This is a genomic window from Pontibacter aydingkolensis (assembly GCF_019443125.1).
GTDB classification, from domain to species: Bacteria; Bacteroidota; Bacteroidia; order Cytophagales; family Hymenobacteraceae; genus Pontibacter; species Pontibacter aydingkolensis.
In genome coordinates this window covers 151,326-162,890 of sequence record NZ_JAHYXK010000005.1, presented here as the reverse complement: position 1 = coordinate 162,890, position 11,565 = coordinate 151,326, and the positions used below count along the sequence as shown (strand labels likewise).

Below are 11,565 nucleotides of genomic sequence, written 5' to 3'. Positions count from 1 at the left end.
TGCTTATGAGAACGAACGATTTACGAAACAAACTTTTGCTGGTGCTTCTTTTATTAAGTGCGCACGTGGCAACCGCCCAGCAGGCTCCGCAGTACACGCAGTACATTTTTAACGAGCTGGTAATTAACCCTGCCTATGCAGGCAGCAAGGGCATACTTAACATTAATGCCACCTACCGTAGCCAATGGACGGGCCTGGAAGGAGCTCCAATAACGCAAACGCTAAGCGTAGATGGGCCAACCAGTAGGTCTAACATTGGGTGGGCCGGTTATATTGTAAACGATAAACTAGGGGCACAAAGCCAGACAGGCGTTTACGGAAACGTATCGGTACGCATTAACCTCGATAGGTACACAAAGCTTGCTTTTGGCGTTTCGGCAGGTGCGGCACAGTATACCCTTGACGGTACCATGCTAAATACAGGCAGCCAGACATCCGATGCGGCTGTACCACAAGGGCGCGAGACTAAAATTCTGCCGGATGCCAAGCTTGGTATCTTCTTTAACACAGAGCGCTATTACGCCGGTTTAACTGCTGCGAACCTTATCCCATTCAAAAGCGAAAACCTGATCATTACCACACCGCGCAGGCATTACTTTCTGTCAACAGGGTATATGTTTGATTTAGGCAACGACATGCGCCTGAAGCCAAGCATACTTCTGAAAGAAGATTTTCATAGCCCAACCAACATAGACCTGAACACATTTTTGTTGTTCAGCGACAGATTCTGGATAGGTGGCTCTTACCGCACCTCTGCGCCAATGTTCACTAATACGGAGATGAAGCAGCTATCGAAACGCAATGCAGCCGCGGCACTGGTACAGGTATATGTTACGCCAAGAATGCGGGTGGGATACTCTTATGACATGAGTCTTAACGCACTCAATAACTATTCAAGCCACGAGGTTTCGCTGGGTTACTCTTTCTTTAAGAAACATGGTGGCCGAATCCTGACTCCTCGAAATCTATAATACCCATCACTTATGAAATTACGCTTACGCTTTGCTTTATTCTTATTGGTAGTGGTTTGCTGCAGGCCGGCAAACGTATTGGCGCAGGACATGAAGCAGGCAGACAAGTACTTTAACAACTTCGAGTTTAGCCTGGCCCTGGAGGCCTACAAAAAGATACTGGACAGCGGTGAGCCAAGTATAGCCGTGGTGCAGCGAATAGCCGATAGTTACCGTATTCTCAACAATAGCCAGGAAGCAGAGTTCTGGTATGCACAGGTGGTTAACTTCCCGAACGCGGACCCTACCAACGTGTACCTGTATGCTGAGTCTGCCAAGCGTAATGGAAACTATGAAAAGGCAAAGTTTCTTTTTCAGGAGTATGGCCGCAAAGTGCCGGCGCAGGCAGTTATAGCACAAAGAATGGCTGCATCCTGCGATACAGCTATTAAGTGGCTTGCCACCCCGAAGCCTTTTACTGTTCAGAAAAATAAAGCTATAAGTACTGAAGGAGCAGATTTTAGCCCGGTAAAGACAAAAGATGGCTTGTTTTTCGCTTCGGACAGACTAGAAGGCAGTAAACAAACCGCCAGAAACACCTGGACCGGGAATGGTTACATTCAGATGTACTTTGCCAAAGCCATCACCGACAGCACTTGGGGTGCTCCAGCGCCGTTGCCATCCAGCATCAACACAACTTACCACAACGGCCCTGCCGCTTACCTGGAAAAAACAAAGACACTATACTTTACCCGCACGCAGGTAGTTAAGCGCAATGCCACCAAATCAAACCCAGACCCTACAAGTTGGTTTAAAGGCAGCGAAAACAGTACCCATACAAACCGTCACGGCATTTATATGGCTGAGCGCAAAGGCGAAAAATGGGATAACGTAAAAGCATTCAAGTATAACAACACCGATGAGTTCTCGATAGGGCACCCTGCTATTACGCCGGATGGCAAGGTTTTATACTTTGTGTCGGATATGCCAGGGGGCCTTGGAGAAACCGATGTATACTTTAGCGAACTTCAGGTAGACGGATCGTGGGGCAAACCTATAAATGCAGGCAATATCATTAATACGCCGGGCCGCGAAAGCTTTACAAGTATAGGCGAAGACGGTAATTTATACTTTTCGTCGGATGGGCATATTGGCATGGGCGGACTTGATATTTTTAAAGCAGTTGGTATACACAAGGGCTGGACCCATATAGAAAACCTGAAGTACCCGCTTAACACCTCTCACGACGATTTCGGCATTCAGGTAGATGCATCCGGTAAAACCGGTTTGCTGTCGTCTGGCCGTCTGGCAAGCAATGGCTTTGATGATATTTTCACATTTCAGGAGAGCAGGTTACCATGTTCCATTACCGGTAAAACAATAGAGTATGTAGCGGAAAGATCTAACAGAGGCAACAAAAGAGAACTGGGAGTTGGAGAAGTGCTATTGCAGATTACAGAAGTAGGCGGCGATGGGAAAACGTTAGAAGTAAGATCCGACAATAATGGGCACTTCACCTTTCCGGTTTACGCTGGGGCAGAATATGTTATTCGAGGATCTAAACCTAACTACCTTACCCAAACCCTGAAAGTATTGCCCAACTGCCGTTTTACTACAGATTCGGTAAAAGTGGAGATGGTGTTTAACCGTGATACGCCAAATAAACCTATTGTGCTGGAAAACATCTATTACGACCTGGACAAGCACAACATTAAACCAGAGGCTGCCATAGAGCTTGATAAGCTAGTGCAGACGCTAAAAGATAACCCACACATACGCATAGAGTTGAGTTCGCATACGGATAGCCGCCAGAGCCACCGTTACAACGAGATGCTATCGCAATTAAGGGCGCAGAGTGCTGTAGAGTACATTGTTTCTAAAGGAGTAACCCGCGATAGGTTAGTAGCCAAAGGCTACGGCGAAACGCAGCTTGTAAATAAGTGTAAAGACAACGTGTCTTGCCCGGAGGAGCTGCACGCTGAGAACCGGCGAACAGAGTTTAAGATTATCGGTAATACCGCAGCACAAGCAAAATAAGAGCGAAATTGTGTAGAGGCGCAAAATATTGCGCCTCTCTTTTTTGCTCAAACTTACTGGGGTTATTTCCCAAATACGCAGGCCAACCTCACAGCGCCGGAATATACTTTAAAACATTTCAGGAGGCCTTTGGGTATTTGTACTACAGCTTCTCTTCCAGCCACAGAAAACCGCTGCTCAGCACAAACGCTATAAAGAACCAGATTAGCGAAACAGGCTTCGCCGTATAAGCTACCACATCAGCAGCAGGAATGACACTTTGCTTTGCTACAAAAGCTTCTGTAGCAGCCTTACGTTCGGCTATACTTTGAAACTGCCAATCCGATTGCTCCTGCACATAAAAGAAGTATGGCGTAGCACCAACGTTTTCTACTTTATGCCAGCCGTTACTGCGGGGCCAGAAAGTGCCGCTATACGTTGAGGGATGATGGGTTTGCTGAGCTAAAGGCAGGTTTATACTTACCGAATCAGCTAAGCTTGTTACTGTTGCTGTTGGAGCTGCGACACTTGCCGCCAAAGTATAATCTGTATAAGAAAGTATAACCGGCTTATTTGGCTGTGGCACCTGCGGTGTTTCCACTTCCCAGAATTTCTCCTTTACCTGCTCTTTAGCGATGGCTGATAAAAGTGTGCTCCAGTAGCTCGCATATATATCATCTTTGCCCTCCAGTTGCCACGGAAACGTTTGCGGAATGTAACTCATAGCCACTTTACCCCAGCCTGCACGTCTTGCTCCTGCCAGCAAGTTGTTGCCCTGTTCAGATATCAAACTATTTACAGCTGTTGTGTTTACTAAAGTATAAGGTGATGCGGTTACATTTACCTCGCTCCCAGACCAGCCGGCGCGGGTATTGCGGGTGTCCTGTTGCGAAAGGCGATTACTCTGGAAGTTGGTAAAGAAAGCGGTGCTGCGGCTATTGGCAGGCGCTGTAGCGATGGTAAGCACACCTAGTCCGTCATCTGTAACGGCACGTTGTAGTATAGCTCTTTCACCGGCACTCATACTTTGTAGCGCCTGGGGCTCAGTTATAACTACATCAAAGTTCTGCAGCAGTTTAGAACTGATTCTACTAAGATCGGTCTTAGCCATGTTCACCCATTCGCTCTGCATGATATTTTTGCTGACAGTAGTGCGGTAAGCTATTTTGTGCTGTTGTTCTCCTAAGTGGTTCTTCAGGAACTTGAACTCAAATGATGGTGCAGAGGCCAATAAAAGTATACTTAATTGCTGCTGTTCTGCTACCTGTACCGGCACTTGCCCCAATGTATCTGTATTAGCTCCGGTTTTAGCCAGCAAAGTATAAACAAAGCGGCCAGTTAGCTTTGATGTGTTACGCAGGCTAAATGTATAACTGCTATCAGGTTTGATCTCTACTGAATCACGCAGTTGGCCTGCTGCCTTTAAGTATAGTTTGGTTTGGCCTTCGGCTTTATACTTTCCTGCTACTGTTATGGCCTCACCTAACTTTACCTCTTGCGGCCATTGCACTGCGCTTACACCAGCTGGCACTTCTGATAAGTGCGGAACAAGTTGCACGCCTTCTAAAACCTTTAGCTGCTGTTCATCCAGTCCATAACCTAACAAGTGCAACGTCTGTAGACCCGGCTGTAGTTGGCGCAAAGTATAAAGATCAGTTAGTTGTTTAGCATCATCAGCATTGGTTCCGAAAGTATACACTACAGGCTTTGCTTCCTGCTGTTTCAGTAGCATTTCTAATGTATCAGAACTATAGCCCTGGGTTAAAAGTATAGCAACACTTGGGTTAATGGTCTGCTTTATAGTTGGCGGAAAAACAAGTAGTGTTAAGCTGATACCTGCCACCGCACTTGCCAACAGGCGTAGTGCCAGCCGCTGCCGGTTAGGCCTGCGCCATGCCAGTAACAGCAGGAGTAAGGTAATAGGTATTGCGATTAACCAGGTATACATTCTTTGTTGTCTTTTTCTATTTATTTCATGGCGTCAGGCCTCTGGCTCGTGACTAACTATAGTTGGGCCTCCGGCCCAGCCCAATGCCTTGTTCCCGTACATGCCGCAAGTTTAGCTTCAGCGCAACTTGTGGCTATGCATGGAGCCAGTTTGTAACTGGCATTTTCAACAAATATACTTTCGCCAGTTAAAAACTAGCTGCTATACTCCACTAGTTACCGCTGCGCTCAAACTGGCGGTATAATGTGAGAAGTATTATAGCAATAGCTTAACCTCCCTTCCCACAAGATCCTTTAAGGGTGACAGTATGGATGGTAGCAGCCTAAAAATCTTCTTTTAAAAGAGGCGTAGGGAAAGTTTATCAGTATAAAAACAACTTTCTAACTCCCAAACTCACTACTTCTCTAACTTCCTCAAATACTCTCTCCCTAGCCTGCTCCGTACTGCCTGCTGGGGCTGTGGCGTTTGCTCTGCTGGCGGCAGCAAATTAACCCATGCTCGCTCTACCGAAATTAAACAAGACTGGCACAAAGCCTCCCCACGCTGCATCTCCGAGATTATAGTTCTCAGATCCTGAAGCGCTTTTAAATTGCTGCCGGGTTTGTTTAGTGAACGCTGTGCCAGCTCCTGACCAGCCTTTTCAAGTATCGCAGCATCTGCAGGTTTATACTTTCCGGTTTGTTTATACTTTGCCATCCATTGCAGGGCAGTTCTAGTATTTGGTAACTGCTTCTCTGCAGCTATACTTTTCTGATCACTTAGTGGCGTAATTTTATTCAGCTCTCCCGTCAGGCGCAGTTCTGGCTCTTTTAATGGCGGGGCTTCGAAACCAGTTTTGGCAACATAAGCCCGTTGCGACTGCTGCACATCTTTTAACATGCGCAGCGCCTTGTACTCGTATGGCAGCGCCTCTTTAGGTTTGTGCGTGCGCAGGCGCAGTTCAGCTTCCCACATTTGTGCTAATGCTCCTTTTAGTTTAGCCTTAACAGCCGGCTCAAAAAAAGTAGCAGCCTCTTCCTGGTCGTGCTTGTGCAAGTAAGGGTCCAGCAGTACTTCTGGGCTGTTCTTGTCTGCAAACTCTTCGTGGTCATGGCCGTCGCCTTCGTAATGTTCTTCGCCTTCGGGTATGCCGCCTCCGGGGCCAATTCCGCTTTCAAACTCTTCACCTAGAAACTTGCCGTAGCGCAGGCGCAACAGCTTCTGATCTATACCAAGGGTGTTGGAACGCTGCTCAAATTCTGCTCTGCTTATACTTTTCTGCTCTTTCAGCAACTTTTCGGTATCTATGATGATCTGGCGCTGGCTTCGGAAATACTCCGGCACTGGGTTCACACCCATCGACAGGTCAAACGAGTTATAAACTACAGTAGTGTCCTCTATCTGAACGAAGTATGTCTCGGAGCGGGTGTAGCCACGGTGACGGTCCCAGGCCTGCAGGTAAAAGTATAGCTCGTCACCGTAAGTCATGCCCAGCTTTTGCAGGTCCAGCGTTTGCTTTACCGTATAGTTTTTTGCACCGCCGCTCAGGTTTAGTTTGATCTTTTCTTCTCTGAACTTTACTGCCTCGCCTGTTCCCTTGGCCACAGTAGCAATCATGTTAGCTTCGCGGATGCCGTAATCATCAGCCAGCTGTGCCTGTAGGGTTACGCGTTGCGGTTGACCAAACAGCACTTCCGTATATTGCTCCGGCTTCTGGATTTGTATAGTTGGAGCTTCGTCTAAGATAATCTCTAAGGTATAAAAAGCAGATTTTTGCCCGTTAAGATTAATGGTGTAAAGTCCTGCTGAGCTGAAACTGCGTGACAGACTATATTTATTGCCTTGTTTTTTAAAGCTGATGGGTTGCTGCTCGTTTAGCTCCAGTTGTAGCTGTGCAGGCTTATTTGTGTTGATGCGCCAGGTTAAGGTAGAACCTTCCTCTACACGCAGGTTAGGGCTATCAGCGCGATAAGTGCCTTTACCGGTGTAGGTAGGCGGTGTAATGGAAATTTCTATCTTCTCGATTTTAGCGGCAGTATCGGCGGCGGCAACCGGTGCATCAGGGAACTCCACTTTTATACTTTCGGGCTTAGCTGTAATGAGTGGCGCTGCCGGCAAGTATAAAATGCCAATCGAGAATAGCAGTGCCAACCCCAGGAAAGTATAAGTGGCAGTACTGCGTAGCGTAAAGGTTTTTTGCCGCTCCGGATGAAGTACATGCAGCGTTTGAGATACACGTTGCTGCTGTAGTTTTTGTAGTAGGTTTTCAGGCTCGATTAGGAGCAATTCAGTGCTATCTTCCAGCTGCGGGTACTGCCTATTGAGGTGGCGTGCTACGTGTTGCAGGTTGATTTTTGAAACAGATCTCCAGCGAAGTATAAAGTATAAAACTGCCCCTAAAAGTATAGCCACAGCCGTTGCAGCCAGCAAAGGTGCCTCAAGTTGCCATCGCCAAAGTATAGCCACCGCCACAAGTATAGCTGCCAAAGCCTGCAGCACATACAGCCACAGTTTCGCCTGCACGTACTGCCTGCGAATCCGCTGTAAGATATGGATGCTATCTGGTAAGGCCATTTATACTTTGCTGCGCCTGTTGGCGATCATTCTTTCTATCAAAAATAAAACAAAGGCTGCCAGAACAAACCATCTGAGCAACGGTGTTTGAGCAGTTTTATCTGTACGGGCTTGTTTTGCCTTTACTTGGTTTACGGGCAACAGTTGGTGTTCATCTATGGCACGGTAGTCATAAGTTGCCTGAGGTTGCGGCAGGAGCAATGGTAGCAGTAACTCTGGCAAATGTGCACTCTGTCCCAGGTCGCTCCAGGCTGGTGAAAACCCGCTCCTAAAAGTATAGATATTGCCTTTTCCTAAAGCTTTAGAGTATAATAAAGTCTCTCCGTTTGCGGCTGTCCATACTTGGTTTTGCTCTAGTGATTGCGGTTGGCTGAGCTGATGTACTTTTATAGCTGTGCCACCTGCTCCTGTTAAGCTGGTTTTTATACTTTGTGTATTCTGGCTCTGCTGCACCCATACCTGCAAACCTTGCTTTACCTGCTGGTTTATACTTTGTGGCAGTTGTTCATTTCGCAGCCAGAAAACCCAATCAGCTTGAGCAGTATCAGCTTTAACCTGAATGGGCAAACCAGTATAGCTGCTGATGGCTTGCAATGCTGCTCTTAAATATGGCACCTCTGCCTGCTGTGCTTCGTCGTAAAATATGGCTACTCGTAGCGGCTCAGTCTGTACTTTTACTTTGCTGCTGTTGTCGGAGATAGTGGCCATTAGCGTGTCCTGCTGGCGTTGTAGTTGCAGTTGCTGGTTGCCGGCCAGGTTTATAGTTTGTGCCGATGCTGCGGTTTTATACTTACTGTAGGTGGTACCTTCGCGGGAGCTCTGCCCAACTATGAGCAGCAAACTATCAGAAGTAGTTTGAATAGCCGCCTGCAGCCAGTTTATACTTTTATCGGTTGCCACCGGAATCCATTGGATGTGCTGGGGCATTGTTTCGGGGCGAGTGCCTGCAAAGTACTGCTGCTGGTCTGAGGTGAAAAGTAACACGCTGTCATGGGACAATTTATACTTGGCTGCCAGGGCAGGCAAAAGGCTCCAGTAGTTATACTTGATACTCACCAAACTGTCCTGCGTACGGTTATTGATTTGTTGCCACTGCTCCTGTGGTATCTGCTCTAGGTCAGGAGTATAGGCATGCAAAGTATAACCCAGCTGCAACAGCGAATCTATAGTTGGTTTGATAGGTTTTAGAGCAGAAGTATAAAGTAATTCCTCACCTACAACTATAGCTTTTGATCCTTTAGGTTTTTGGGCCTGATGCTCCAATACCGGCTGAGCTAGCGCTGCTGCTAAAAGTATAAGTATAAGGCAACGCAACACCAGCAGCCAGAAGTTGTTCAGCTTTATACTGCTCCAGCGGTTACTCGCCGACGCCTCCAGCCAGCGCAAACTGCCCACCTTTACCGTCTTCCCCTGCCGTTTATTCCACAGGTGAATGGCAATCGGTATAAGTATAGCTGATGCTGCAAAGAGTAAGTATGGTGCGAGGAAGGTCAAGAGAGTTAGAAAGTTAGAAAGTTAAAAAGTTGTTTTTTCTGTCATTCTGGAAGAATCTTGGTAGCCAAGTTTGATGGCTTAACCTCCCTTCAAACAAGATCTTTTCAAGATGACAGGGTGCTGTTTTATTCACTCAGTCACTCATTCGCTCATTCAAAGTTATCCGTACAGCAACCGCTTTTGCAGGAACGCCCTCAGTGCCTTATCCAACGGTTCGTCGGTTACAAACCTGTCGTAGGCGATCTGGCGGTTGCGCATGTCTTTTTCTATGTCCTGCAGCCACTCCTGTTGCTTGGCTATGTATGCTTGCTTCTGCGAAGCGCTGCTTACCTGTAGCGTCTGCCCTGTTTCCAGGTCCTCGAAGGTAAGGGTGCCGGTGTAGGAAAACTCCAGTTCATTCCGGCTCATCAGGTGCGCCAGCAGCAATTCGTGCCCCTGCGCGCCCAGTTTGTACAGCAGGTCTTTTATCTCGTGCTCGTGCTCATACAAATCCGACAAAAAAACGGTAAGCTCTTTCTGCCGCCTGTCGGCAAATAGATTGGCAGCCACCTCCATGCCCGGGAATTTACCCTGCGGCTTTACCTCTGCCAGCTGGTGCCAGAAGCGCTGCAGGTGCATGTTGTCGGAGCGCGGCGTCAGGTTAATGAGCTGGTTCTCGTGCAGCACGTACAGCCCTACCGCATCGCCCTGCGTGGTAGCCAGGTAAGCCAGCGACGCCACCATAAACCGTGCATAATCCATCTTGCTGATGCCGTTCACATCTTCATGTGCCATCGAAGCGCTTCCATCCAGTATAAACCGCACCGTGATGTTGGTGTCTACCTCGGCCTCGCGGATGTAATAGCGGTCGGAGCGGGCAAACATCTTCCAGTCGAGTTGGCGCAGGTCGTCACCGGGTTGGTAGCTGCGGTATTGGCTAAACTCCAGCCCCGCCCCACGTCGCAAACTCTGGTTCTGCCCCGCCAAAAAGCCCTCCACCACCGTTTTAGCCAACAGCGGCAGGTCTTTTATGGTGGCCAATACCTTTGGGTCGATGAATTTGTGGGTGCTCAAGGACTAGGATGATTTATGATTGCTTATAAGTAAAGTTGAAGACCCTTCTTTTGCGTGCAAATGAGATAATATCTTCAGAATATTCCTTTAACAAACCATTGTCATAATATGAAAACTCTTCCAATCCTGTTATTACTTCTTCATCATCCTCTAGTCTAAAATGTATCTTTTTGGATACTCTATTTCTTTCATCAAAGACATACTTATCTCCATACTTGCTTCCACCGGAATCGTAAATCACTTTTACAAGATTGTTCTTGTTGTCATACACCATAGATGTTATAAACCGAACTTTACCATTATCCAATGACTCCGATCGGGCTTCTCTATTTTTAGAGTCATAATAGGTTTTATTTATCCTTGGATTAGAATTCCCATTGTAAATTATCTGCTCGATTTCATTGCCAAACTGATCATATTTATAGGTCTCTTCAGATTTCTCTTTGCCAGAAGAGGCAAAGAATATTTGCTTTACAACACGCCCTTCAGAGTCATATTCATACTTGAAAGTCATTCTGTTGTTATTCCCATCAATTACAGCTATTCTATTCCCTTGCTGGTCATATTGATAAACTATATAGGTAGTATCACTTAAAGAAGAGTGAGTCGATTTGGTAAATATTTTTCTATTCTCACTATTGTATTTAGATATCGAAGAAGTAGTTATTCCCTCTGGAGTAAAGTCGCTGTAATAGTGGGAAATTAAGTTGCCATTGCTGTCATAAACTCTTTTTCCAGCAAGCCTGCTTCCTTCATGGATAATTTCTTCGACAACTTTATTAGCTTTCAGAAGAGAGTCAGGGTTTGTATGGCTATAGCTATAAAAACTAATTGATAAGCATACAAAAAATAAAAGAGTAAAGCTTCTCATATTATATTGATATTTATGTATATAAATATTTGTTATACCAAACTCTGCCTCAACTTCAAATCCACCAACTCCACTTCTATAGCCGCCTCATCAAGTATAATATCCACACCACCAATTAACTCTTCACGCACTTTCAGCATATACTTCCGGGTGTCGGTGTAGAGCACGATGGCTGCGTCGTAGTGTATAGTTTCGTCGAACTCCTGGTTCCAGTCCTGGTAAACCTCTATCATCAGCACCTGAGACGACAGCACCTTTATCTCTGAGTACTGCCCCGACTGCAGTAGCTTTTCGTTTCGGAGTGGCATTTTGCTTTCTTCGATGGCAAACTCATAGTAGGTCGTAGATGAACCGGATGTAAGTTTATAATCCGCGCTGATGTTGATGAAGGTCAGGTCGCCGCGATTGGTTTTAAGGCCAAGCGCATACTCCGGAGCCCAGTACAGCACCTTGCTGCCAGTTGCCTCTACTTTTATACTATCAGTAAAGAAGTAACAGATACGCTCTCCCACGATCTTCTTCAGGAGTTGTGTACCCGTCTCCGTCAGTTTTATAGTTGCAAATTCTTCCATCTGTTTCTTGCTTTTGCTATTCAAGCGAGTCTGGAGACTCGCACCCACTCTATGTCACGGGTTGGATACCCGCGCCAGTTTTCTCTACTCCCTCCCCTGTTTTTAGGG

Annotated in this window: 8 protein-coding genes; 2 read left to right on the top strand and 6 right to left on the bottom strand. The window is 46.6% G+C overall.

Annotation, left to right across the window (positions count from 1 at the left end; all coding sequences use genetic code 11):
* Positions 1–5 precede the first annotated feature (5 nt).
* Together K0O23_RS08310 and K0O23_RS08305 are read left to right on the top strand one after the other, a co-directional pair.
* On the top strand, positions 6–971 hold the full coding sequence (locus tag K0O23_RS08310; protein ID WP_219876950.1) for a PorP/SprF family type IX secretion system membrane protein: 966 nt from the start codon (positions 6–8) through the stop codon (positions 969–971).
* A gap of 12 nt (positions 972–983) precedes the next feature.
* Entirely contained in the window at positions 984–2,987 is a 2,004-nt protein-coding gene (locus K0O23_RS08305; RefSeq protein ID WP_219876949.1) for an OmpA family protein, read from the top strand.
* 142 nt (positions 2,988–3,129) lie between these two features.
* On the opposite strand, the gene K0O23_RS08300 is transcribed toward K0O23_RS08305, so the two are convergent.
* The 6 genes from K0O23_RS08300 to K0O23_RS08275 all read right to left on the bottom strand — a co-directional run bounded on the left by K0O23_RS08300 (position 3,130) and on the right by K0O23_RS08275 (position 11,457).
* Positions 3,130–4,914, bottom strand: a complete 1,785-nt coding sequence (locus K0O23_RS08300; protein ID WP_219876948.1) for a hypothetical protein — start codon at positions 4,912–4,914, stop codon at positions 3,130–3,132.
* Positions 4,915–5,310: 396 nt separating this feature from the next.
* The gene (locus K0O23_RS08295; RefSeq protein WP_219876947.1) at positions 5,311–7,467 is read right to left on the bottom strand and encodes a DUF4175 domain-containing protein; all 2,157 of its coding nucleotides are present in this window, start codon (positions 7,465–7,467) and stop codon (positions 5,311–5,313) included.
* Positions 7,468–8,961 carry a BatA domain-containing protein gene (locus K0O23_RS08290; protein WP_219876946.1) on the bottom strand — a complete coding sequence of 498 codons (1,494 nt, stop codon included), beginning with the start codon at positions 8,959–8,961 and terminating at the stop codon, positions 7,468–7,470.
* Between the two features lie 159 nt (positions 8,962–9,120).
* A complete protein-coding gene (locus K0O23_RS08285; RefSeq protein WP_219876945.1) occupies positions 9,121–10,014 on the bottom strand; it encodes a DUF58 domain-containing protein in 894 nt (297 codons plus the stop codon).
* A gap of 13 nt (positions 10,015–10,027) precedes the next feature.
* Positions 10,028–10,885 (bottom strand): hypothetical protein, encoded by an 858-nt coding sequence (locus tag K0O23_RS08280; RefSeq protein WP_219876944.1) that lies wholly within the window; start codon positions 10,883–10,885, stop codon positions 10,028–10,030.
* A 32-nt stretch (positions 10,886–10,917) separates the two neighbouring features.
* Positions 10,918–11,457 carry a hypothetical protein gene (locus K0O23_RS08275; RefSeq protein ID WP_219876943.1) on the bottom strand — a complete coding sequence of 180 codons (540 nt, stop codon included), beginning with the start codon at positions 11,455–11,457 and terminating at the stop codon, positions 10,918–10,920.
* Between the last annotated feature and the right edge of the window lie 108 nt (positions 11,458–11,565).

Bases quoted from the DNA above. Each gene is read 5' to 3' on its own strand.
- K0O23_RS08310 (WP_219876950.1), top strand. From the start codon at position 6: ATGAGAACGAACGATTTACGAAACAAACTTTTGCTGGTGCTTCTTTTA.
- K0O23_RS08305 (WP_219876949.1), top strand. From the start codon at position 984: ATGAAATTACGCTTACGCTTTGCTTTATTCTTATTGGTAGTGGTTTGC.
- K0O23_RS08300 (WP_219876948.1), bottom strand. From the start codon at position 4,914: ATGTATACCTGGTTAATCGCAATACCTATTACCTTACTCCTGCTGTTA.
- K0O23_RS08295 (WP_219876947.1), bottom strand. From the start codon at position 7,467: ATGGCCTTACCAGATAGCATCCATATCTTACAGCGGATTCGCAGGCAG.
- K0O23_RS08280 (WP_219876944.1), bottom strand. From the start codon at position 10,885: ATGAGAAGCTTTACTCTTTTATTTTTTGTATGCTTATCAATTAGTTTT.
- K0O23_RS08275 (WP_219876943.1), bottom strand. From the start codon at position 11,457: ATGGAAGAATTTGCAACTATAAAACTGACGGAGACGGGTACACAACTC.